17 protein-coding genes are annotated in these 24,472 nt (G+C 70.3%); 11 read left to right on the plus strand and 6 right to left on the minus strand.

Annotated features, from left to right (window positions below):
• Positions 1 to 26 precede the first annotated feature (26 nt).
• Positions 27 to 1,448: a sigma-54-dependent transcriptional regulator gene (locus tag AC4GYY_RS13275; RefSeq protein ID WP_491121141.1), complete on the plus strand. Its 1,422-nt coding sequence runs from the start codon at positions 27 to 29 to the stop codon at positions 1,446 to 1,448.
• A 7-nt stretch (positions 1,449 to 1,455) separates the two neighbouring features.
• On the opposite strand, the gene AC4GYY_RS13280 is transcribed toward AC4GYY_RS13275, so the two are convergent.
• Positions 1,456 to 6,075 carry an NAD-glutamate dehydrogenase gene (locus tag AC4GYY_RS13280; protein WP_491121142.1) on the minus strand — a complete coding sequence of 1,540 codons (4,620 nt, stop codon included), beginning with the start codon at positions 6,073 to 6,075 and terminating at the stop codon, positions 1,456 to 1,458.
• A gap of 231 nt (positions 6,076 to 6,306) precedes the next feature.
• Here AC4GYY_RS13280 and AC4GYY_RS13285 point away from each other — a divergent pair, with 231 nt between their 5' ends.
• The 9 genes from AC4GYY_RS13285 (at position 6,307) to AC4GYY_RS13325 (ending at position 17,975) form a co-directional block, all read left to right on the plus strand.
• Positions 6,307 to 6,777 carry a hypothetical protein gene (locus AC4GYY_RS13285; protein ID WP_491121144.1) on the plus strand — a complete coding sequence of 157 codons (471 nt, stop codon included), beginning with the start codon at positions 6,307 to 6,309 and terminating at the stop codon, positions 6,775 to 6,777.
• Positions 6,778 to 6,869: 92 nt separating this feature from the next.
• On the plus strand, positions 6,870 to 7,151 hold the full coding sequence (locus tag AC4GYY_RS13290) for a DUF3297 family protein (protein WP_491121146.1): 282 nt from the start codon (positions 6,870 to 6,872) through the stop codon (positions 7,149 to 7,151).
• A 5-nt stretch (positions 7,152 to 7,156) separates the two neighbouring features.
• A complete protein-coding gene (locus AC4GYY_RS13295; RefSeq protein ID WP_491121148.1) occupies positions 7,157 to 8,446 on the plus strand; it encodes a class I SAM-dependent methyltransferase in 1,290 nt (429 codons plus the stop codon).
• Between the two features lie 10 nt (positions 8,447 to 8,456).
• Positions 8,457 to 10,586, plus strand: a complete 2,130-nt coding sequence (gene ligA, locus AC4GYY_RS13300) for an NAD-dependent DNA ligase LigA (RefSeq protein ID WP_491121150.1) — start codon at positions 8,457 to 8,459, stop codon at positions 10,584 to 10,586.
• A 172-nt stretch (positions 10,587 to 10,758) separates the two neighbouring features.
• Positions 10,759 to 14,082: a TonB-dependent receptor gene (locus AC4GYY_RS13305; RefSeq protein ID WP_491121152.1), complete on the plus strand. Its 3,324-nt coding sequence runs from the start codon at positions 10,759 to 10,761 to the stop codon at positions 14,080 to 14,082.
• A 100-nt stretch (positions 14,083 to 14,182) separates the two neighbouring features.
• Entirely contained in the window at positions 14,183 to 15,319 is a 1,137-nt protein-coding gene (locus AC4GYY_RS13310; protein ID WP_491121153.1) for a sensor histidine kinase, read from the plus strand.
• Positions 15,320 to 15,341: 22 nt separating this feature from the next.
• Positions 15,342 to 16,145, plus strand: coding sequence for a LytR/AlgR family response regulator transcription factor (locus tag AC4GYY_RS13315; RefSeq protein ID WP_491121155.1), 804 nt, complete (start codon positions 15,342 to 15,344; stop codon positions 16,143 to 16,145).
• A gap of 5 nt (positions 16,146 to 16,150) precedes the next feature.
• A complete protein-coding gene (locus AC4GYY_RS13320) occupies positions 16,151 to 17,020 on the plus strand; it encodes a helix-turn-helix transcriptional regulator (protein WP_491121157.1) in 870 nt (289 codons plus the stop codon).
• Positions 17,021 to 17,030: 10 nt separating this feature from the next.
• A complete protein-coding gene (locus AC4GYY_RS13325; protein WP_491121159.1) occupies positions 17,031 to 17,975 on the plus strand; it encodes an alpha/beta hydrolase in 945 nt (314 codons plus the stop codon).
• A gap of 6 nt (positions 17,976 to 17,981) precedes the next feature.
• Here AC4GYY_RS13325 and AC4GYY_RS13330 read toward each other — a convergent pair whose 3' ends face one another.
• The gene (locus AC4GYY_RS13330) at positions 17,982 to 18,368 is read right to left on the minus strand and encodes a MerR family transcriptional regulator (RefSeq protein ID WP_491121161.1); all 387 of its coding nucleotides are present in this window, start codon (positions 18,366 to 18,368) and stop codon (positions 17,982 to 17,984) included.
• Positions 18,369 to 18,433: 65 nt separating this feature from the next.
• On the opposite strand from AC4GYY_RS13330, the gene AC4GYY_RS13335 reads away from it, so the two are divergent.
• Positions 18,434 to 19,780, plus strand: a complete 1,347-nt coding sequence (locus tag AC4GYY_RS13335; protein WP_491121163.1) for a hypothetical protein — start codon at positions 18,434 to 18,436, stop codon at positions 19,778 to 19,780.
• Here the strand turns inward: AC4GYY_RS13335 and AC4GYY_RS13340 are convergent.
• The 4 genes from AC4GYY_RS13340 to AC4GYY_RS13355 all read right to left on the minus strand — a co-directional run bounded on the left by AC4GYY_RS13340 (position 19,770) and on the right by AC4GYY_RS13355 (position 24,420).
• Complete coding sequence (locus tag AC4GYY_RS13340) at positions 19,770 to 20,114, minus strand: Hpt domain-containing protein (protein ID WP_491121165.1); 345 nt, start codon at positions 20,112 to 20,114, stop codon at positions 19,770 to 19,772. The genes AC4GYY_RS13335 and AC4GYY_RS13340 overlap by 11 nt on opposite strands.
• Positions 20,111 to 20,731 carry a LuxR C-terminal-related transcriptional regulator gene (locus tag AC4GYY_RS13345; RefSeq protein WP_491121167.1) on the minus strand — a complete coding sequence of 207 codons (621 nt, stop codon included), beginning with the start codon at positions 20,729 to 20,731 and terminating at the stop codon, positions 20,111 to 20,113. Before AC4GYY_RS13345 ends, AC4GYY_RS13340 begins: the two co-directional genes overlap by 4 nt.
• Positions 20,732 to 20,819: 88 nt before the next feature.
• Complete coding sequence (locus tag AC4GYY_RS13350) at positions 20,820 to 21,098, minus strand: hypothetical protein (RefSeq protein WP_491121169.1); 279 nt, start codon at positions 21,096 to 21,098, stop codon at positions 20,820 to 20,822.
• 100 nt (positions 21,099 to 21,198) lie between these two features.
• Positions 21,199 to 24,420, minus strand: coding sequence for a PAS domain S-box protein (locus tag AC4GYY_RS13355; RefSeq protein WP_491121170.1), 3,222 nt, complete (start codon positions 24,418 to 24,420; stop codon positions 21,199 to 21,201).
• Between the last annotated feature and the right edge of the window lie 52 nt (positions 24,421 to 24,472).

A 24,472-nucleotide genomic window follows, 5' to 3' on the forward strand; every position in this document is an offset into this window, starting at 1 on the left:
CGGGATCGGGACCACGGGAAGACGGCATGTTGCGTAACGGCCAGCGGCTGCTGATGCTGATCGACGACGAGCCCGCGCAGCGGCGGCTGGTCGCGGCGCTGGCGGCGCGTGCGGGCTGGCGCTCGATCTTCGCGGGCGACGCGGAGACCGCGATCGCACAGCTCGGCACGCACGACGGGATGCAGCTCGACGCGGTCCTCCTCGATCACTGGTCGCCCGACGCCGATGCGACTCCGCTGATCGAGGAGCTCAGGCGGCGGCGGCCGGCGCTGCCGATCCTGATGCTCACCGCCAACGGCTCGGTCGCGCATGCGGTCGCGGCGATGCGCGCGGGCGCGACCGACTTCCTGGTCAAGCCGCTCGCCCCCGAGCGGCTGCTCGGCGCGCTCGACGCGGCGGTCGGCGACACCCAGGCGGGCGAGCTGCGCCCGCTGACCGAGAAGATCCCGGCGCTGCTCGGCTTCGAGGAGATCGTCGGCTCGACGCCCGATTTCCGCACGGCGCTGGCGATCGCGGCCAAGGCCGCGCGCGGGCGGACCCCGGTGCTGGTCGAAGGCGAGAGCGGAGTCGGCAAGGAGCTGGTGGCGGAGGCGATCCACGCCGCGTCGCAGCGCGCCAAGAAGCCGATGATCACGCTCAACTGCGCGGCGATCCCCGCCAACCTCGTCGCGAGCGATCTCGTCGGCCATGCGACGGGCGCGTTCACCGGCGCGTTCGAGCGCAAGGTCGGCAAGCTTATCCACGCCGACGGCGGCACCCTGTTCGTCGACGAGATCGACGCCATGCCGCTCGACGCGCAGGCGGCGCTGATCCGGTTCCTCAACACCGGCGAAGTCCATCCGATCGGCGGCCCCTATCTGCGCGAGGTCGACACCCGCATCCTCGCGGCGACCAATCGCAGCCTCGCCGACGAGGTGTCGGCGGGGCGGTTCCGCGAGGACCTGTTCCTGCGGCTGTCCGCGGCCCACGTGACGATCCCGCCGCTGCGCGAGCGCGCCGGCGACATCCCCGCGCTCGCCCGCCACCTGCTCGCCCGGATCGCGCGCCAGCCGGGGCTGCGCCAGCTCGGCATCACCGACGACGCGCTCGACCTGCTGGTCGGCTATCCCTGGCCCGGCAACGTCCGCCAGCTCCAGAACGCGCTCTTCCGCGCAGCGGTGCTGTGCGAGGGCGACGCGCTGACCGCGGACGACTTCCCGCAGATCGCGGCGCTGACCCGGATCGCCGCCCCGAAGCCCGCGGCGCTGCGCATGGCGACGTCGGGCGGGGTCACGCTGTTCCGGCCCGACGGCAATCTGCGCGCGCTCGAGGAGATCGAGGCGGACGTGATCCGGCTGGCGATCGGCCATTACCGCGGCCGGATGACCGAGGTCGCGCGGCGGCTGGGCATCGGGCGCTCGACGCTCTACCGCAAGCTCACCGAACTCGGGATCGACAACGCCGCCTGAGCGACGATCAGCGCGCCAGCAGCACCCGCGCCTGGCCCGCGATCTGCGCCAGCATCGCCGGATTGGGCGCGGCGGCATGACGGGCGCGGTCGACCACCGCCTTGAACTGCCCGATCCGCGCCGCGTTCGCCGCCAGCCATTCGGCCACCGCCGCGCCGGGATCGCGGCCTTTGGCGCGACCGAGGAAGTCGAGCCGGAGCTGCTGGAAGTCGCGCGCGAGGCCGGCGATCAGCAGCCGCTCCCACGGATCGCTCGTCGCCAGCCGCGCCGCGGAGGCCTGCGCCCAATCGAGCCCGAGCGCCTGACCCAGCCGCGTGAAGGCGCGGGTCAGCTCGGCCTCGTCGATCCGCGCGCGCTCGCCCAGATCGGCGAGACCGACCGCGCCGTCGAGCTCGAACAGCCGCACCACGCGCGCGACCAGTGCCGGCGGCGCCCCCGCCGCGGCGAGCGTGGCGGTGATGCGGGCGCTCTGGGCGCGCGCCTCCTCCAGCAGCAGCTCGGGGGTCTCGCGGTCGAGCCGGAGGACGCCCTTGCCGATGCGGTCGAGCACCGCCTGCGGCCCGGTGCCCGGCACGGTCACGCGGAGCAGGTCGGCGATCTGCGCGCGCGCGGCGACCGCGACTTCCTCGAACAGCGCCAGTCGTCCCGCCTCCGGCATCGCCGCGGCCTCGATCTCGCGCCACAGCGCCGGCAGGTCGAACAGCCGCTCGACCACGACGAACATCGCCGCGATGTCGCCCAGCGCCGCGCCTTCCTCTTCGGCGAGCTCGAAGGGATAGAGGATGCCGAGCCGGTTGACGATCCGGTTGGCGAGCTTGGTCGCGACGATCTCGCCGCGCAGCCGGTGGTGGTCGATCGCCTTGCCGAACCGGACCTGCATCGCGCGCGGGAAGGCGGCGTGGAGGTCCGGGAGCATCGCCTCGTCGGTCGCGAGCGGAGCGTGTTCGATCGCCTCCTGGAGCGCGAGCTTGGCGGTCGCGAGCAGCACCGACAGTTCGGGGCGGGTCAACCCCTTGCCCTCGGCCGCGCGGCGGAGCAGCTCCTCGTTCCCGGCGAGCCCCTCGACCCGGCGATCGAGCCTGCCCGCCGCCTCGAAGATCTCGATCGCGCGCACGAAGCTCGGCAGCGCCTGCGCGCCGCCTTCCTCCGCGATGGACAGCGCCAGCGTCTGGAGCCGGTTGTCTTCGAGCACGAGGTGCGCGACGTCGTCGGTCATGCTGCCGAGCAGCGCGTTGCGGTCGTCTTCCGAAAGCCGCCCGGCCATCACCTCGGCGTTCAGCGCGATCTTGATGTTGACCTCGTTGTCCGAGCAGTCGACCCCGGCCGAATTGTCGATGAAGTCGGTGTTGATCCGGCCGCCCGCCCCCGCGAACGCGATCCGCGCCGCCTGCGTCACGCCCAGGTTTGCGCCCTCGCCGATCGCAATGGCGCGCAGGTCCTCGGCGTCGACCCGGAGGCGATCGTTGGCGGGATCGCCGACGGTCGCGTTGTTTTCGGCGCGGGCCTTCACATAGGTGCCGATGCCGCCGAACCAGATCAGGTCGACGGGGGCCTTGAGGATCGCCGAGATCAGCGCGCCCGGCTCCATCTCCGCCGCGGCGATCCCCAGGGCCGTCCGCACCTGCGGCGACAGCGGGATCGACTTGGCCGAGCGCGGGAAGACGCCGCCCCCCGCCGAGATCAGCGAGCTGTCGTAATCCGCCCAGCTCGACCGCGGCAGCGCGAACATGCGCGCGCGCTCGGCCCAGCTTGCGGCGGGTTCGGGGTCGGGATCGAGGAAGACGTGGCGATGATCGAATCCGGCGAGCAGCCGGATCGACTGGGAGAGCAGCATCCCGTTGCCGAAGACGTCGCCCGACATGTCGCCGCAGCCGACCACGGTGACCGGATCGGTCTGGACGTCGACGCCGCGTTCCGCGAAATGCCGCTGGACGCTGAGCCACGCGCCCTTGGCGGTGATGCCCATCGCCTTGTGGTCGTAACCCTGCGATCCGCCGCTGGCGAAGGCGTCGCCCAGCCAGAAGCCCCGCTCGAGCGCCAGCGCGTTGGCGACGTCGCTGAACGTCGCGGTGCCCTTGTCGGCGGCGACGACGAAATACGGGTCCTCACCGTCGAGGACGCGCACGCCCTCCGGATGGACCACCTTTCCGGCCACGATATTGTCGGTGATCGACAGCAAGGCGCGGATGAAGATACGGTAGCTCTCGGTCCCCTCCGCCAGCCAGGCGTCGCGGTTCTGCGCCGGGGGGAGCTGCTTCGGGTAGAAGCCGCCCTTCGCCCCGGTCGGCACGATCACCGCGTTCTTGACCCGCTGCGCCTTCATCAGCCCCAGGATCTCGGTGCGGAAATCGTCGCGCCGGTCGGACCAGCGAAGCCCGCCGCGCGCGATCGGCCCGGCGCGCAGGTGGATGCCCTCGACACGGGGGGAATAGACCCACACCTCGCGCCACGGCAGCGGCTTGGGCAGGCCCGGGACACGCGCCGAATCGAGCTTGAACGCAAGCGCTTCCTGCCCGCCCGCGGCGAAGGCGTTGGTGCGCAGCGTCGCCGAGACCACCGCGTGATAGGCGCGCAGGATGCGGTCGTCGTCGATCGCCGACACCGCGTCGAGCCCGGCGGCGATCTCGGCGTCGGCCGCCTCGGCCTCGGACGCGCTCGGCCGCGGCCCGTGGACCGCCTCGAACCGGCGGACCAACGCTCCGGCGACCGCGGGGGCGCGGCGCAGCGCCTCGACGACGGTGGTCATCCCATAGGTCAACCCGGCCTGGCGCAGATAACGGAACCACGCGCGCAACAGCACGATCTCCGCCGGCTGCATCCCGGTCGCGAGGATTAGCGTGTTGAAGGCGTCGTTCTCCGCCGCGCCTTCGAGGACCGCGGCGATCGCGTCCTCCAGCACCTGCGCGTCGACCGCCGCGGCCGCGGCGTTGGCGGCGACCGTGAACTCCTGGATGAAGGGCCGATCCTCCCCGTCGAGCGCGGTCGGCTGCTCGCCGATCACGCGGAAGCCGAAGTTCTCGAGCACGGGCACCACGTCCGAAAGCGGCAGCGCGCCGCCCAGACGGTAGATCTTGAAGCGCAGGTCGCGCCCCGCCTCGATCGGGAACAGCCGGACCGAACGGCTGGCGTCGTCCTCCAGCGTCGCCAGCCGGCGGATGTCGGCGGCGGCCTCCTCGGGCGGATTGGCGTTGCGATAGCCGTTCGGGAACCGAGCGGCCCAGCCGAGCGCGAGCCGGGCCGCGCCGCGCGCGCCGACCGCATCGGCGAGCGCGCCCTCCACGCTCGGCGCCCAGCCGCGCACCATCCGCTCCAGGCGGCGATCGAGCGCGGCGACATCGGGAAGGCTGCCGTCGCCGCGCGTGTCGAGCATGTAGCGGATCAGCGCGACGCCGCTGTCCTCCAGCGCGATCGACCAGTTGAGGACCTCCCCCGGCTCGTCGGCGCCGCCGCCCGCGGCGGCCGCGAGCATCTCGCCGATCGCGACCCGGCGCGCCGTGGTCAGGTCGTCGCGCGGCAGCCAGACGAAGGCGAACAGATGCCGCCCGAGCGGCGAGGGAACGAGCGTCAGCTTCGGTCGGGGCCGATCGGCGAGCGACATCGCGGTCAGCACCAGCGTCTCGAGGCTCGCGGCATCGAAGGCCGTGACCAGGTCGTGCGGCAGCGAGGCGAGCGCGTGGGTCAGCGCCTTGCCGGTATGCCCGGCAGGGTCGAACCCGAACTTCTCCTGGAGCGCGGCCAGCCGCTCGCGGACGATCGGCACCTCGGCGGGAGGCGCCCCGAGCGCGGCGCTGGTCCACAGGCCGGCGTGGACCGACAGCCCCGCGATCCGGCCGCCCTCGACCAGCGGCACCGCGACGATGTCCAGCGGCGCGCGGCGGTGGACGCTCGACTGGAGGTTCGACTTCATCAGCAGCGGCGCGCGGCCGCCGTCCTCGAACCAGGCGATCGCGCGCGCCCGCGAGCCGTCCGCGAGCATCGGGACCGGATGGACGTTGCGCGCGATGCCGAGCGCGTTCTCGATCGTGCCGTCGCGCAGGCTGCGATAATGGCCGAGCAGGGTGAAGTGGCGGTCGAGGAACCAGCGCAGCAGTCGTCCGCCCTCCGACGCGCCCAGCGCCTCGGCGTCGGCGACCATCGCCTGCTCGAGGGCATGCCAATCGTCCACCGCGGCGCGGACGTCGGCGAGGGTCGCCTCGAGCGCCGTCGCCAACTCGCGCCGCTCGCGCGCATCGACACGCTCGGCCTCCAGATAGACCATCGACTCGCGCTGGCCCTCCTCGCCGACCGAGGTCAGCTCGCCGGTCACCGAGCGCAGGACGCGCATCACGGGGTGGATGATCCGGTCGATCGCGATGCCCTCGGCGGAGAAGGTCGCGGCGATCGAATCGACGAGGAACGGCATGTCGTCGTTGACGATCGCGACCCGCATCTTGCGGAACTGGTCGCCGCCGGCGATCGGCTCCACTCCGATCGCGACCGTGCCGGGCACGCGGCGTTCAGCCGCCTCCGCCAGGAACGCCGCGGCGGCGGTGCGTTCGGCCTCGCCGAACCCCTGCAACTCTCCCGGGAGCGCGCCCTTGGTCAGCCGGGCGGCGATCGCCTCCGGCAGCTTCGTCTGCTTCGCCATGCGCGGCGCCCTACGCCCGGCGCGGATGCACCTCAAGCATTGTTACAGATGAGACGACCTGTCGGCCCCGACGGTGCACCCGGGCGGCTCTGGGCCCCCCGGCGCTAAACGCCACGTGAATGCCACATTCTGGACCCGTTCAGATCGACTCGGGTAACCGTTTGAAACATGGCCGTCGGGTGTGCGTTGATGTGCCTGCGGACCGGGCGTGTGAGTATGAGGAGGTACAAGATGACCGGGATTGTGACGAAGATCGGAATGAGCGTCGCGTTGGCGGCGACCACCCTCGCGATGTCGGCCCCGGCCGAGGCGCAGCGGGGCGATCGTGGCGGCAACGGCGGCTACAACCGTGGCGGCGGCGGCTTCCACGGCGGGTACAACCGCGGCGGCGTCGTGTATCGCGGCGGTTACGGACACGGCGTGGTGTACCGCGGCGGCTATCGCGGCGGATACGGCGGCCGCGTCGCGGGCGCGGCGGTCGTCGGCGGCCTCGTCGGGCTGGGCGTCGGCGCGGCGATCGCGGGCGGCGGCCCCTACTACGGCGGCTACGGCTACGGATATCCGGGCTATTACCCGGCCTATTACGGCCCCGCTTATTATGGTCCGGCCTATTACGGCCCGCGCGTCGTTTATCGCGGCGGACGCTATTTCGCGCCGCGCGTCGCGTATCGCGGCCGCTTCGTCCGCGGTCGTCGCTGGTAAGCTCGGCCAAGGCTGACATGGGCGGCGCGGGGGCGAAGGCTCCCGCGCCGTTTTTCGTGGCGGGCGGCCGCGTCGGCGGCTAACCGAGCGTGATGACCGACACGCCTCCCGACCATCTCTCGATCGACCCGCAGAGCCCCTTCTTCGACCGCGACGCGCTGTCCCGCGGCATCGGCATCCGCTTCAAGGGCGCCGAGCGCCACGACGTCGAGGAATACAGCTTGTCCGAGGGCTGGATTCGCGTCGCGCTGGGCAAGAAGGTCGATCGCCGCGGTCGCCCGTTGACGGTCAAGCTCTCCGGCGAGGTCGAGGCATGGTTCGAGCGCGCCGCCGAGACGGCGTGCGAGGACGCCACCGAGGCCGAAGGGGGCTGACCTTCGTGAGCGCGCGCCAGCTCGCCGCGGCGCGCGCGATCGTCGCCGAGATCGCCCGGCATCTGCAGGCCGATTGTTCGGTCGAACTTTGGACCGGCGAGGTCGTGCCGCTCGGCGATGGCGCGCGCGACGATATCCGCATCCGCATCGCCTCGCCCGCCGCGATCGGCCGGCTGATCCGCTCGCCGCGGCTGACGACACTCGTCGAGGTCTATCTGGCAGGCGACCTCGACATCGTCGGGGGCAGTCCGCTCGAGGCGCTCGGGCGCTGGGACCACCTGCGGGCGGTCCACTTGAAGCGCCACGTCGACCGGCGATTGATGCTGCGGAACGCCTTCCCCTTCGTCACCGCGCGGAAGCCCGCCGACGCGGGCCTGGGCTTTGCCGCGCGGGTCCGCCGCATCGCCGGGCGCGGCCGCGACGACCAGGCCATGATCCAGTTCCACTATGACGTGTCGAACGCCTTCTACGCGCTCTTCCTGGGCGATCGAATGCAATATTCGCCCGCCGTCTTCGCCGCGTTCGACGAGGACCTCGACACGGCGCAAGCGCGCAAGCTCGACCTGATCTGCCGCAAGCTGCGGCTCGCGCCGGGGAGCCGCCTGCTCGACATCGGCTGCGGCTGGGGCGGCCTCGCCGAACACGCCGCCGAGCATTTCGGCGCGACCGTCCACGGCGTCACCCTGTCGGCGGCGCAGTTGGCGGTGGCGCGGACGCGCACCGCGCGGTTCGGCGATCGCGTCACACTCGAACTCCGCGACTATCGAACGCTCGATGCGGAGGGCACATACGACGCGATCGCGCAGATCGGGATGTTCGAGCATGTCGGGATCGACAACCACGACATCTTCTTCGCGCAGATGGCGCGGCTGCTGAAGCCGGGCGGGCTCTACCTCCACGACGCGATCACGCGGCGCGCCACGCGCGACCTGAGCAAGTTCCGCCGCCAGAGCGCATACATGAAGGTCGTCAACCGCTGGATCTTCCCCGGCGGGGAGCTCGACTATCTCGGGCTGACCGCGACCAACCTCGAACGCTGGGGCTTCGAGATCCGCGACGTCGAGACGATGCGCGAGCATTACTACCAATCGCTCAAGGTCTGGGCGGAGCGCCTCTACGCCCGCCGTGACGAGGCGATCGCGGAGGCGGGGCTGCCTCGGACGCGGTTGTGGCTGCTCTATTTCGCGCTGTCGTGCATGGGCTTCCAGCGCGGGGTGCTGTGCGACTTCCAGACGGTGGCGCAGAAGCGGCTGACCGGATTGTCGGGGCTACCGCTCGAACCGGTCGCGCGCTAGCCGTCTTCCCATGGACGCGCTTCCGAAGACCGACGCCGAGGCCTCCGCCGAACTCGCGAAGCTCGCCGCCGAGATCGCGCACCACGCCGCCGCCTATCACACCGACGACGCGCCCGAGATCAGCGATGCGGCGTACGATGCGCTGGTGAGGCGCAACGCCGCGATCGAGCGCGCCTTCCCCCACCTCGTCCGCGCCGATTCGCCGGCGCGGGCGGTCGGTGCCGCCCCGGCCGCGCATCTCGCCAAGGTCGCGCACGCGCGGCCGATGACGAGCCTCGACAACGCCTTCACCGACGAGGAGGTCGCCGAGTTCGTCGCGCGCATCCGCCGCTTCCTCCGCCTCGCCGACGACGAACAGGTGAAGCTCTCAGCCGAGCCCAAGATCGACGGCCTGTCCTGCTCGCTCCGCTACGAAGGAGGCCAGCTCGTCCGCGCGCTGACCCGCGGCGACGGGCAGGTGGGCGAGGACGTGACGGCGAACGTGCGGACGATCGGAGATATCCCGCAGGAGATCGCCGACGCGCCCGACATCTTCGAGGTCCGCGGCGAGGTCTATATGGCCAAGGCCGACTTCACGGCGCTCAACGCGCGCCTGCTCGCCGAGGCGGAGGGGACGGGCAAGGAGGCTCGCCAGTTCGCCAACCCGCGCAACGCCGCCGCCGGATCGCTCCGTCAGAAGGACGCCGCCGTCACCGCCAGCCGTCCCTTGCGCTTCCTCGCCTGGGGCTGGGGTGAGGCAAGCGCGGTGCCGGGCGAAACCCAATCTCAGGTCATCGACGCCATCCGTGAGTGGGGCTTTGCCGTCTCAGACTATTTCTGCACGACGGGCACGACCGAGATCGCGCTGATGGTCTACCGTCAGATCGAGCAGGAACGCGCCGACCTGCCGTTCGACATCGATGGCGTCGTCTACAAGGTGAACCGACTCGATTGGCAGGAGCGGCTCGGCTTCTCGGGCCGCAACCCGCGCTGGGCGATCGCGCACAAGTTCCCGGCCGAGCGCGCCGAGACGACGCTCGAGGCGATCGACATCCAGGTCGGGCGCACCGGCAAGCTCACCCCGGTCGCGCGACTGAAGCCGGTGACGGTCGGCGGGGTCGTCGTCCAGAATGCGACGCTCCACAATGCCGACGAGATCGCGCGGCTCGGCGTCCGCCCCGGCGACCGGGTGATCCTCCAGCGCGCCGGCGACGTGATCCCGCAGATCGTCGACAACCTCTCGCGCGACGACGCCCGCAAACCCTGGCCCTTTCCGACGCGCTGCCCCGAATGCGATTCGGAAGCGACGCGCGAGGAGGGCGAGGTCGATGTCCGCTGCACCGGCGGGCTGATCTGCCCAGCGCAACGGTTCGAGCGGCTGCGCCACTTCGTCAGTCGGGGCGCGCTCGACATCGAGGGATTGGGCGAGAAGACGCTCGCCGAGTTCCTCGAGCTCGGGTGGATCGCCGAGCCCGCCGACATCTTCCGCCTCGCCCACCACCGCGAGGAGTTGCTCGCGCGCGAGGGGTGGCAGGAGAAGTCGGTCGACGCGCTGATCGCCGCGATCGAGGCCAAGCGCGCGCCCGATCCGGTGCGGCTGCTGTTCGGACTCGGCATCCGCCACATCGGTGCCGTCACCGCGCGCGACCTGCTCAAACGCTACCCGACCTTCGCCGAGATCGAGGCGCTCGCCGATTCGCTGATCGCGCTCCGCACCGCGACCGAGGCGGTGGTCGGCGAGACCGACAAAAGGTTTTCGACCCGGCTCGACAAAGCGATGGCCGAGACGATCGGCGTCGAGAACGTCGGCGCGGCGGTCGGCCATGCGCTGGCCGACTTCTTTCACGAGGCGCACAACCGCAAGGTCTGGGCGGACCTGCTCGCCGAGGTGACGCCCCCACCCTTCGCCGAGGAGGTCCGCGCCTCCGAGGTAACCGGCAAGACCGTGGTGTTCACCGGCAGCCTCGAGACGATGAGCCGCGACGAGGCCAAGGCGCAAGCGACCGCGCTCGGCGCGCGGGTGGCCGGATCGGTCTCGGCGAAGACCGATCTGGTGGTCGCCGGGCCGGGCGCAGGATCGAAGGCGATCAAGGCGCAGGAGATGGGTGTGCAGGTGATCGACGAAGCCGCCTGGCAGAGGATCGTTTCAGCCGCGCAATAAACCAGTAAGCAAGACTGTCGCTTTTGTGCAACGCCGCGGAACCAAATCCCGCTGGTGGTCAGGTACAGTGGATCGTGTCTCAAAAGCGCAATAAAGTTTCGCCAGTGCCGCGGCAACGCCGATCGAACGGCGGGTGCGACAGCGCCTGACAACGGGTCACAAGAGGACAATCATGCGTAACTCCCTGTTTTGGGGCGTGGCTGCGGCTGCGCTCATCGCCCCGGCCGCCGCCTCCGCGCAGGAGACGACCTCGACGATCCGAGGAACGGTGACGGCCGCCGGCGCGGCGGTCGCCGGCGCCAGCATCGCCGTGATCGACACCTCGACCAACGCGCGCCAGACCGCGACGACCGGGGCGGACGGCGCGTTCAGCCTGGGCGGCCTGCGTCCCGGTGGCCCCTACACCCTGGAGGTGACCAGCGCTCAGGGCTCGCGCACGATCACGGACGTGTTCCTGGTGGTCGGCCAGCCGTTCGAAGTCCCGGTCGATCTGATGGCCGCCGCCGGCGAAGGCGCCGAGGCCTCGCAGGACGTCGTCGTCACCGCCTCGCGGGTCGCGGGCGCCGGCACCACCGGCGACGGCCCGCAGACCGTGCTGACCGCGCGTCAGATCGCCCGCGTCGCCTCGATCAATCGCGATATCCGCGACCTCGCCCGCCGCGATCCGTTTGCGAAGTTCGAGGACACGTCGGGATCGGGCGGTGGCCGCACGATCTCCTTCGCCGGCATCAACCCGCGCTACAACCGCTTCTCGGTCGACGGCGTCGTCGTCTCCGACAATTTCGGGCTCAATTCCGACGCGAACCCCACGCGCCGCGGCCCGGTGCCGCTCGACGCGATCGCGCAGTTCTCGACCTCGGTCGCGCCCTACGACATCCGCCAGGGCAACTTCCTGGGCGGCGCGATCGACGCGGTGCTCGCGACGGGAACGAACGAGTTCCACGGCAACGGCTTCTACAGCCAGAACACCGACGGGTTGACCGGCGATCGCAACAAGGACGACGTCAAGACCAACCTCAACTTCAAGAGCGAGACTTACGGCGCGACGCTGTCCGGTCCGATTATCAAGGACAAGCTGTTCTTCATGGTCTCGGGCGAGCGCAATACCGAGGGCAATCCGCTGTCGCCGGTGCTGGGCCAGATTCCGAACGTCTCGGCCGATCAGGTCGCCAACATCCAGGATATCGCGCAGTCGAAGTACGGCTTCGATCCGCTCGATCCGGTGACGATCTCGAACGACAAGGACGAGAAGATCGTCGGCAAGATCACCTGGAACGTCACCGACAACCAGCGCCTGTCGATCAGCTACATCAACGCCTACGACGAGACGACCTTCCTCCAGAACACCAGCGCCTCGAACACCGGCCCCTCGATCGGCCTCGGCTCGAACGCCTACCGTGCGACCGAGCTGCTGCGCGCGGGCATCGCCCAGCTCAATTCGCAGTGGACCGACGAGTTCTCGACCGAGGCGCGGTTCCTCTACAAGAGCTACGAGCGCGGCTCGTTCTCGCTGGGCGGAACCGACTTCGCGCAGTTCGGCGTCTGCCTCGACCCGACCAGCGTCGGCGCCGCCAACACCTGCACTGCGTCGGTGAACGGCGCCCCGGCACAGGGCCGCGTGTTCTTCGGGCCGGACATCTCGCGCCAGGCGAACGTGTTCAACACCGACACCTACAACGGCTCGTTCCTCGCCCGCCTGCAGCATGCGAACCACGATCTGCGCGTCTTCGCCGAATATAGCGAGACCAAGATCTTCAATCTCTTCCTGCAGAATGCGACGGGCAACTATTACTTCGACTCGGTGGCCGATTTCCAGGCGGGCAATGCCGGGTCGGTGACCTTCCAGGCCCCGGGGTCCGGCAACGTCAACGACGCCGCCGCCAGCTTCAAGTATCGCCAGTACACGTTCGGCATCCAGGACGATTGGCAGATCACGCCCCGTCTGACGCTGGCGTACGGAGCGCGCTACGACCTGTTCGACCAGAACACCGACATCCCGGTCAATCCGGGCTTCGTCGATCGCTACGGCTATTCGAACGGCAAGAACTTCAAGGGTCTGGGGCTGTTCCAGCCGCGCATCGGCCTGAACTGGCAGCCGATCGACGACGTCAAGCTGCGCGGCGGCTTCGGCATCTTCGGCGGGGGTACCCCGGACGTCTATCTGTCGAACAGCTATTCGAACGCCGGCGCGGGCCAGGGCGGCGTGGGCATCAACTCGGTGACGGTGATCCGCACCGGCCCGGATACCTACACGCTGAACGGTGCGCCGCTTGCCCCGACGATCGGCGCGGCAGTGCTCAACAACGTCTCGGGCAGCACCATCCCGGCGCAGCTCCAGGCGCTGATCCCGAATACGGGGCCGAACCCGCTGGCGAACATCAACGCGCTCTCGCGCAATTTCCAGATCCCGTCGGTCTACAAGGCGACGCTGTCGGCCGACTGGAGCCCGCGCAACCTGCTCGGCGGCGGCTGGACCTTCGGTGCGGACTATTACTTCAGCCGCACGAAGGACTCGCTGCGCTTCGTCGATTACCGTTCGGTTCCGATCGGGACGCTGCCAGACGGGCGCACCCGTTACGGCCCGCTGGTCGGCACCAACACCAACACCGACATCGTGCTGGAGAACGGCGACAAGGGCCGCAGCCACGTCGGCGTCGTCCGCGCGCACAAGCAGTTCGACTTCGGTCTTGGCCTCGACGTCTCCTATTCGCTCCAGGACGTGAAGGACGAGACCCCGGCGACCTCGTCGACCGCGAGCTCGAACTACACCAACGGTGCCTTCCTCGGAAATGCGGCGGCCTACGGCACGTCGAACGATCAGGTCGCCTGGTCGTTCAAGTACGGCGCGAACTTCGACCATGCCTTCTTCGGCGACTATCGCACGATCATCGGGCTGTTCGGAGAGACCTCGGCGGGCCGGCCCTACAGCTACACGATGGCCGACGCCGGCAGTGCCGTCCGCTCGTCGGTGTTCGGACTGGTGGGCAACGACGCCCGCTACCTGCTCTACGTGCCGAAGGCGGACGGCGACTCGATCGTCAGCTACGACACGGCGGCGACGCAGGCGGCGCTCGAGGACGTGATCAAGGGCACCAAGCTGGAGGATTACCGGGGCAAGGTCGCGCCGCGGAACATCGCCCGCGCCAACGCCTTCACCCGTCTCGATCTCCACCTGGAGCAGGAGATCCCGACCTTCGTCGGCAAGTCGCGCTTCTCGGTGTTCGCGGACATCCAGAACCTGCCGAACCTGCTCAACAAGGATTGGGGCGGCTTCCGCCAGGCGGCGTTCCCGTACCTGGAGGACGTGGTTCAGGTGCAGTGCCTGACGACCGCGGTCCCGACCGGCGTCGCCCCGACCGCCGGGCAGATCGCCACCTCGTCGGCGCAGCCCTGCGTCCAGTACCGCTACACCTCGGCGGTGAAGCCGAGCGACGCGATCGCCGAAATTCGCCCGTCACTCTACTTCATCCGCCTGGGCGCACGCTTCAAGTTCTGATCCTGCGCTCTGCCGCGACCCCGGAGGGCCGCCGTTCCGACCGGAGCGGCGGCCCTTCGCTTTTGCGCGGGGCGCACGGGCCGTGTAAGGGCCGGCGTCGATGGCGACGACCTTCAACGCCCCGGCACTCGCCGGCCCGGCCGCCTCGCCCCGGCCCGACGGCCTGTTCGCGCGGCCGTTCTTCGAGGACAAGGCGCGCGCCTTCTGGCTGCTCCAGGCGGCGGGTTGGTCGGGATACCTGCTGCTCCGCACGGTCTCGACGCTGTCGAACGGCTTCTCGCTCCAGACGGTGGTGCCGATCATCATCGAGTCGATCGTCGGCTATTGCATCACCCTGCTGCTCTCGACGCTCTACGGTCTGTACCGCACCTGGGGCCGATTCACCGGCATCCTGCTGACCGTGCTGACGCTCGGCGCGGCGACCTTCCTCTACTCGCTGCTCGACGCCTTCTCGTTCGGCTTCATCAAGAACTCCGCGCCGGGGGTCGACCTGGCGCTGCTGCTGGGCAGCGTGTTCCTCAACTTCACCGTGCTCGCCGGCTGGTCCGCGCTCTATTTCGGGATCAACTTCTACCTGATCGTCGAGGATCAGATCGATCAGATGCGCGACCTGGAGGTGCAGGCCTCCTCGGCGCAGCTGGCGATGCTGCGCTACCAGCTCAACCCGCATTTCCTGTTCAACACGCTCAATTCGATCTCGACGCTCGTCCTCCTCAAGCAGACCGAGCGCGCCAACGTCATGCTCAGCCGGCTTGCGTCGTTCCTGCGCTACACGCTGGCGAACGAGCCGACCGCGCACGTCACGATCGCGCAGGAGGTCGAGACGCTGAAGCTCTACCTCGACATCGAGAAGATGCGCTTCGAGGAGCGGCTGCGCCCGAAGTTCGACATCGATCCCGCCGCCGAGAAGGCGCGGTTGCCCTCGCTGCTGCTCCAGCCCCTGGTCGAGAATGCGATCAAATATGCGGTGACGCCCAAGGAGGACGGGGCCGAAATCTGCGTCGACGTGCGGCTCGCCGGGGATCGGGTGCAGATCGGCGTGTCGGACACCGGACCGGGATTGCAGGTGGCGAAGAACCGGCCAAGCCTTTCCACCGGCGTTGGCATCGCCAATATCAGGGAGAGGCTGGCGCAGGCCTACGGGCCCGACCACCGGTTCACGATGCAGGCGCTGCCGGCCGGCGGGTTCGGGGTCGAGATCGAGATCCCGTTCCAGACCGACGACCAGGTCAAGTAGTTGGACGAGTAGAGAGTAGAGAATGACCATCCGCACCATCCTCGTCGACGACGAGCCGCTCGCGATCCAGGGGCTCGAACTGCGCCTCCAGGCGCACGACGACGTCGAGATCGTCGCCAAATGCCAGAACGGGCGCGAGGCGATCTCGGCGATCAAGACGCACAAGCCCGATCTCGTCTTCCTCGACATCCAGATGCCCGGGTTCGACGGCTTCTCGGTGATCCAGGGGCTGATGGAGGTCGAGCCGCCGCTGTTCGTCTTCGTCACCGCTTATGGCGACCATATGCTCAAGGCGTTCGAGGCGCAGGCGGCGGACTATCTGATGAAGCCGGTCGAGGAATCGCGCCTCGCCGACACGCTCGACCGGATGCGCCAGCGGCTGACCGAGAAGCGCAGCGTCGGCGAGGTCGAGAAGCTTAAGGAGGTGCTGGCCGAGGTGGCGCCCGATGCCGCCGCCGACATCGCCGGGACCGAGCCCGGCGAGGTCTCGTCCAACCGCTTCGAGAAGCTCATCAACATCAAGGATCGCGGGCAGATCTTCCGCGTCGACGTCGACACGATCGAGCGGATCGACGCCGCGGGCGACTACATGTGCATCTACACCGGCGACAACACGCTGATCCTGCGCGAGACGATGAAGGATCTGGAGAAGCGCCTCGATCCGCGGCGCTTCCAGCGGGTCCACCGCTCGACGATCGTCAATTTGGACCTCGTCAAGCAAGTGAAGCCGCACACCAACGGCGAATGCTTCCTGGTCCTGAATTCGGGCGCGAGCGTGAAGGTGAGCCGCAGCTACCGCGACGTCGTCGCGCGGTTCGTCCACTAGCGCCCATGTCGGGGCTGCCCTCGCAGGCGCTGCGCTATTTCGCCCCCGCGCCGGCGCTTGGCCCCTATCTGACCAACCTGTTCGCCTGGACCGGCGAGCGGACCGCCTTCGAATCCTGGATGCCTGCGATCGAGAGCCAGGTGTTCGTCCGGCTCGACGGCTATGTCGCGGTGCGCTTCCGCGGCACCGCCGCCACCATCGTCGACCGGCCGATGCTGGTCGGCCCGATGGGCGGGACCATGCACATCCGCACCACCCACGATCTCACTGCGGTCGGCGCGGGGCTGACGGCGCGCGGCTACCGGCGGCTGATCGGCGCGCCGGCGGGGCTGCTCGCCGACAGCGCCACCGATCTCGCGGCGCTGATCGGGCCGCGCGCCATCGGCGGACTGGTCGCGCGGCTGGGGGACGAGCCGCGGCACGAGGCGCGGGCACGGCTGCTTGAGGGCTGGCTGGCGGCGCGGATCGACGCTACCGACCGAGAGGATCGGCGCGCCGCCGCGCTCGACGACTGGCTCGCCGCGCATGCGCCGCTGACGCTCGCCGGGCTGCACGAACGGCTGGGCGTGTCGGGCCGACAGGCGGAGCGGATCGCATCGGACCTGACGGGCATCGGCCCCAAGAGCCTGGCGATGCGCCAGCGCGCGCTCCGCGCGGCACAGCGGATCGCCGCGGAGAACGGGGCGGCGGCGGTGCTGGGGGCGGTCGGCTATGCCGACCAGTCACACATGATCCGCGACTTCGGCCGGTTCATCGGAGTGACCCCCGCACAGCTCGCGCGCACCGCGATCCAGCGCCACGTCTTTGAGGACCCCGAACGCGCGGGCGCGGCGCTGGCCCACGGCCCCCGCGGCGAGCGCCTTGGCGTCAGTTGAAAGGACACCCATGGACACGCTCGCTCTCGTCGACCCGGAGTTGCTGCCGCTGCTCGACGCCTGGCCGACGGTCGACCTGACGCCCGAGATGCTGCCGACGATGCGCAGCGCCGGGCGGGCGATGCCGCTGCCGCCGATCCCGGAGGGAGTGGCGACCCGCGAGATCGCGCGGACGGCCGGCCCCGACGGCGACGCCCTCGACCTTCACATCTGGCGTCCGGCGGCGCCCGCGCCCGCGCCGACGGCTGCGGTCCTCCACATCCACGGCGGCGGCTATGTCGGCGGGACCGCGGAGGTGATGGGGTTCGCGCTCGCGCCGATGGTGGCGGCGACGGGATGCCCGATCGTCTCGGTCGAATACCGGCTCGCGCCCGAGACGCCGTACCCGGGCGCGGTGGAGGATTGCTACGCCGCGCTCGCCTGGATGGTCGCCAACGCGGCGTCGCTCGGGGTCGACGCGGCGCGGATCGGGGTGATGGGCGAAAGCGCGGGCGGCGGGCTCGCCGCCGCGCTGGCGCTGCTCGCGCGCGACCGGGGCGAACACCCGCTCGCCTTCCAGCAGCTGATCTACCCGATGATCGACGACCGGACCTGCGTGCGCGAGCCGCATCCGGTGACGGGCCGGTTCGTCTGGACCGCGCACAACAACCGTTTCGGCTGGCGTGCGCTCCTCGGCCGCGAGCCGGGCGGGGACGACGTGCCCGCCTATGCCGCCGCCGCGCGTGCGGAGGACCTTGCCGGGCTGCCGCCGACCTACATCGCGACCGGCGCGCTCGATCTGTTCCTCGACGAAGACCTCGACTATGCGCGCCGGCTGCTCGCCGCCGGGGTGCCGACCGAGTTCCACGTCTATCCCGGCGCATTCCACGGTTTCGAGTTGCAGCGCGACGCGGCGGTCGCGCAGCAGGCGCTCGCCGATCGACTCGCCGCGCTGAAGCGCTTCACCGGCCGATAACGCAGGTCAGTCGGCGCTCTCGAAGGCCGCGAGGATCGGGCACGGCCCGGCCTGCCCGCGGCCGCACGCCTCGGCGAGCCGCGCGAGCGCGGTCCGCGCGCGCCGCAGCTCGGCGATCCGTGCGTCGAGTGCGGCGAGCCGCGCCTGCGCCAGGTCGCGCGCCCGCGCCCGGTCGTCCACCGCGTCGAGCTCGAGCAGCTCGCCAATGTCGCCGAGGTGGAATCCTGCCGCCTGCGCGTGGCGGACGAAGCGCAGCCGGCGCAGGTCGTCCTCACCGTAGCGACGAGCCTTGGCTCCGCGTTCGGGCACGGCGAGCAGCCCGCGCCGTTGGTAATAACGCACGGTCTCGACCCCGACCCCGGCTGCCGCGGCGAACTGCCCGATCGTCAACATGCGCGCTTGACTCCGTACCCTGGTACGGACGCTATAGCCGCTGGGTTCACCATCCGACGAGCCCCATGATCCTGTTCCGCCTTTTCCTCACGAGCGTCGCCCTTGCCGCCCCGATCGCCGCGCAGGCGCAATCCGGCCAGAGCGAGCCGATGCGCGCGACGGATCGTTCGACCGTGGATCATGCCGCGATGGACCATGCGGCGATGGCGGGCATGGATCACGCCGGGATGGACAGCCACGCCATGACCGGCGCGCTCGGCCCCTATCCCATGACCCGCGACGCCTCGGGCACCGCATGGCAGCCGGACAGCGCGCCGATGTGGGGGATCATGGGCGAGGCCGCCGGCTGGGCGACGATGGTCCACGGCTACGCCACGCTTGTCTACGACGATCAGGGCGGGCCGCGCGGCGACGACAAGACCTTCGTCGCCTCGATGCTGATGGGGATGGCGCAGCGGCCGTTGAAAGGCGGCACGCTGACGCTGCGCGCGATGGGCAGCCTCGATCCGCTGATGGGGAAGCGCGGCTATCCGCTGCTGCTCGCGACCGGGGAGACCGCGGACGGTCGTACCGAGCTGGTCGACCGGCAGCACCCGCATGACGCCGTCATGGAACTCGCCGCCGCCTACACGCGCCCGCTGGGAAAGGACGTCTCCGGTTTTCTGTATGTCGGCCTGCCGGGCGAGCCCGCGCTAGGCCCCGCGACCTACATGCATCGCTTCGCCGGGACGGCGAACCCCGAAGCCCCGATCACCCATCACTGGCTCGACAGCACCCACGTGACGTTCGGCGTCGCGACCGCCGGACTGGTCTATCGCGGGCTGAAGCTGGAGGGCTCGGTCTTCACCGGGCGCGAGCCCGACCAGAACCGCTGGGATATCGAGCGACCGCGGATGGACAGCTGGTCGGTCCGCGCGACGCTCAATCCGACGGCGAACCTGTCGGCGCAGGTCAGCCATGGCCTCGTCCGCAGCCCCGAGGCGCTGCACCCGAAGGAGGACGTTCGCCGCACCTCCGCCTCGGTGACCTGGAACCTGCCGCTGGGCGAACGGCGCAACTGGCAGTCGACCTTCGCCTGGGGCCGCAACGATCCCAGGGGCGGCGACCACGCCCACGTCACCGACGCCTTCCTGCTCGAAAGCGCGATCCAGCTCGGGCAATGGACCGCGTTCGGCCGCGCCGAGCGGGTCGATAAGGATGAATTGTTCGGCGAGGACGATCCGCTCTCGGGCGAGGTCTTCACGGTGGGCAAGCTCAGCCTGGGCGGCTATCACACGATCCCGCTCGGCAAGATCGCGCTCGATCTGGGCGGGCTCGTCAGCAAATACGATCTGCCCGCGGCGATCCAGCCGCGCTACGGCCGCGATCCGACCGGCGCGATGCTGTTCACCAGGCTGCGGATCACGGGCTGAAGGCGGCGGCCACCGCACACGCGGTAGCCTCGGCGTCGTGCCGCAGCGTCTCGCCAAGCGATGGGAGCGCCCCCGCGTCCGCCTCCTCGATCGCGCCGGCGATCATCGCCACCCGGCGCGCGCCGATCGTAAGCGACGCGCCTTTCAGCCGGTGGGCGGCGATCCGCACCGATGCCAGGTCGCCGCGCGCGATCAGCTCCAGGAGCTCGACCGGCCGGCTCGCCAGCTCGCGGCGGTACGCGAGAACCAATGCCGCCATCTGCTCGGGTGGGAGGATCTCGGCATAGCCGCCGAACTGAGCGGGATCGAGCAGCGGCTCGTCCGCCCCGCTCACGCCTCCGCCCGCCTGAGCATCAGGATCGCCTGCGTACGGTTGGGCACCGACAGCTTCTTGAGGATCGCCTTGACGTGCGCCTTCACCGTGATCTCCGACAGTCCCAGATCGAATGCGATCTGCTTGTTGAGCCGCCCGTCCTCCATCGCCCGAAGCACGCGCGACTGGCCGGGGGTCAGCGTCGCCAGCCGGTCGAAGTCGCCGTCGTCCGCCGCGCCGTCGGCATCGGGGCCGAACCAGCGTCCGCCCGCGAGCACCCTGCGCATGGCCTCGACCATCGTCGCGATCGGGGTCGCCTTGGAGAGATAGCCGTGCGCGCCGGTGGCGGCGACCTGGCGTTCGATCCCGGCATGCGTCGCGCCGCTGATCACCAGCAGCTTGAGCGCCGGAAATTCGGCCATCAGCGCCGGGACGCCCAGCACCGAGCGGTTGTCGGGAAGCGACAGATCGAGGGTCATGAGGACGGCCTCTCCCGCGGCGGCGCGCGCTTCGGCGATGGTCGCGGCCTCCACCACGCGCAAGGCGGGGTCGGCGACCCCCAGCGCCATCGCGGTCGCCTGGCGGCACATCGGGTGGTCGTCGACGACGATCACGGTTGCTGGCGTGGTGGCGGACATCCGGCCTCTGCATCGATTCCGCCGCGCCCCCCGGCGCGGCGGAATGCGAATGCCACCATTGTGGTTATTTTCGCGTTTACGGGATCGGTCAGTTGATGCTGGCGACCAGTGCGTCGAGCTGACGACGCCCGAGCTCGTCGACCGAGATGCGGCCATTCTTCGCCGCCGCGTTGCGGCCGACGCTCTGAAGCAGCCGCTCCTGATAGTCGGCGCAGACCTTGGTGCCGGTGCCCCGCAGGCAGCTGGCGCTATCGCCGGCGAGCGACTGGACGATGCTGCCCGCGATCACGGTCTGGGTCTGGGCGGCGGCAGGAACCGCGACGAGCCCGGCGAGGGCGGCGGTGATGATCAGGGCGATACGGCGCATGGCGGGTCTCCGAAAAGGCGTTCGCCAAGAAGAAGGGAACCCCCACCGGCGATGGGTCCTTGTCCCAGATGCCGGACGCCGGGGAAATCACCCCTTGGGGTCACGCGACCGCGAGCGCCCGCGCGCCCACCTGCGCCGCGCCGCCCGCCGTCCAGCGGTCGACCGCCTGTTCAAGGTCGGCGATGCGCAGCGGCTTGGCCAGATGCGCCTGCATCCCCGCCGCCAGGCACCGCGCGACGTCGTCGGCATAAGCGTTCGCGGTCAGCGCGACGATCGGCAGCCGCTCGGCGGCGATCCCCGCGGCGCGGATCGCGCGGGTCGCCTCGACGCCGTCCATCACCGGCATCTGCATGTCCATCAGGACGAGCGCGAAGGGCTGCCCCTCGGCCTCCGCCGTCGTCACCGCCGCCAGCGCGCCGGCGCCGTCGGCGGCCAGGGTCACCGTCGCGCCGAGCCGCTCCAGCATGGCGCGCGCGAGCATCTGATTGATCTCGTGATCCTCGGCCAGGAGCACGCGGAGATCGGTCCGAACCTGGGGCGTGGGCGATACGGTCGCGGGCGCGGACACCGGCGACGGTGCGGCGAGCGCGATCAGGGGTATCCGCAGCGCGAAGGTCGTCCCCTTGCCCGGTGCGCTGGTCACCGCGACGTCGCCGCCCATGAGCCGCGCGAGCTGCGCGCTGATCGCCAGCCCCAGTCCGGTGCCGCCATAGCGGTGCGCGGTGGTGAGATCAGACTGGACGAACTGATCGAAGATCGCACTCAGCCGATCGGTGGCGATGCCGATGCCGGTGTCGCTCACCGCAATCTCCAGGAACGCGCCCTCCGCGACCACATCGGCGCGCAGCCAGACTTCGCCGACCTCGGTGAACTTCACCGCATTGCCGAGCAGGTTGAGCAGGATCTGGCGCAGCCGCAGCCCGTCGCCCTCGATCCGCTCCGAAACCGCATCGTCGATGTCGACGCCCAGCAGCAGCCCCTTGCTCTCCGCGAGCGGGGCCATCAGCTTGGCGCAGCCGCGCAGCGCATGGCGCAGGTCGACCGGCTCCTTGGCCAGCCGCATATATCCGGCGTCGATCTTCGACAGATCGAGGATGTCGTTGAGGAGGCGCATCATCGCGCGCCCCGAATCGGCGATGACCTGCGCGCGGACGCGCTGTTCGGGGGCGAGTTCGCCGTCGAGCAACAGCTCGGTCGCGCCGATCACGCCGTTCATCGGCGTGCGGATCTCATGGCTCATGTCGGCCAGGAAGCGCGACTTGGCGCTCGCCGCGATCTCCGCCGCGTCGCGGGCGGCAGCGAGCGCAAGCTCCAGCCGCTTGCGCGCGGTGCTGTCGCGGATCGAGACGATGAGCTCCTGCGGCGCCCCCGCGGCGTCGCGGACCAGTCCGCAATTCGCCTCGAGCCAGACCCATTCGGGCCGGTCGAGCGGTTGCGAGCGGTAGCTGATCACGATCCGGTCGCGCGCGCCGCTCGAGAGCAGGCGATAGGCCTCGCGGACGGTGGCGTCGTCTTCGGGGTGGAAGCGATCGAGCATCTGCGCGCCGATCAGGTGGCGCGGCGCCACTCCGATCACCTCGGCGACCGATGGCGAGGCGTAGAGGCAGGTGCCGTCGAGCGCGAGGCGGAAGACCGCGTCGGTCGCATTACTGGCGAGCAGCCGCAACTGCGCCTCCGATTCGGCGAGCGCCCGAGTCGTGGCGATCCGCTCGGTCACGTCGAGGATCACTCCGATATAGCCCGTGGGACAGCCGAAGATGTCGCGCTCGACCGAGCCGACCGCCTCGACCCAGACCTCGGCACCGCCCGCGTGGACGAACCGGAACTCGCCGCGATACTGCGACGAGGTGGCGACCGCGTCGCCCCATCCGGCGCGCAGACGGGGCAGATCGTCGGGGTGGATGGCGTCGCCCCATCCCTGGGTCAGCGCCTGCTCCCGCGCGATCCCGGCATAGTCGCACCAGGCGCGATTGACGTAGGCGAGCTTCCCCGCGCCGTCGGTGCGGAAGATGCCGACCGGGGCGAGGTCGGCGAGCGTCTGGAAGCGCTGCTCGCTCTCGCGCAGCGCCGCCTCGAACGTGACGCGCTCGGTGACGTCGCGGATCATGCCGGTGGCGGCGATCGCCTCCCCGCTCTCGTTGCGGAGCAGTCGTGCGGTCACCTCGACATGGCGGATGCCGCCATCCTTGCGAATCAGGCGGAGCTTCGCAGGCCGGTCGAGGCTGCCGTGGCGGCGCAGGAGCCGCATCGCGTCGAGCGCGGGCAGATCCTCGGGATGGACGAGCCAAGGCAGTTCGCGGCCGAGGCTCTCCGCGACGGAATAGCCCGTCACGGTCTCCCAGGCGGGATTGAGATAGGCCCAATGGTTCGCGCCATCGGTACGGAAGACCACTTCCTCCATGTTGGCCAGCACCGCCTGGACCTCGTCGCGGCTGGCGCGCAGCCGGCGGCGAGTCTCCTCCAGGCCCTTGATGATGGCGGCGACCGGCAGCCCCATCACGCAATTGACCGCCAGGAACAGCTGGAGGATCAGCAGCTTCGCCTGCATGCCGTCATGGACCAGCGTGATCGGCCCCATGTCGAGGACGGTCGCGACCGACGCGATCACGCTGATCGCGATCACCGACACCGCCGCGCCGAGCTGGCCGAAGCGGAGCGCGGCGAACATCACCGCCGGACCGGCGAGGAACAGCAGCGGATAGCGCGACTGGCCGAACAGCACCGCGGTGATGGCGAGCGTGCCGAGCGCGATCACCGGCAGCTCCCAGCGGCGTTCGCGCGGGAGGCGCGGCGGCTCGCGCATCGCCGCGGCGAGCGAACAGACGAGCGGGGCGAGGATCAGATAGCCGAGCCCGTGCGCCATTGCCCAGGCGAACCCGGTCGCCGCGGCGAGCGGATCACCTGCAAGCGCGGCGTGGCCGCCGACCAGACACGCCGAGACTCCGGGCGCGACCACGCCGGCGAGCAGCGCGAACCGTCCGACCTCGGCCAGCGAGTCGAGGTCGACGCGGCCACGCCCGGCCCGCATCGCCACCAGGACCAGCACGATCTCGACAAGGTTGGCGGTCGAGCGGACCAGCACGTCGGGATAGGGCAGCCCGTTGCTCAGCCCGACGGCGGCACCTGCTAGGGCGCAGAGCGCGACCGACGGCCAGGCGAGCCTCGCGCGCTGGAACGCGACGCCGACGAGGAGCGCGTTGGGCAGCCACAGCGCCGCGACCGGTGACGCGCCCCGGGTGAAGGCGAGCCCCAGCCAGGCGAGCAACGCGAAGGCGGCGACGAGCGGAAGATCCGCGGACCGGAGGGGAAAGGAACGAACCATCCCACCTCGCTACGAAAGCGCGGTAAAGGCCCGATTAACTACGCTTGCCACC

The sequence above is a fragment of the Sphingomonas sp. SP6 genome (genome assembly GCF_058313435.1).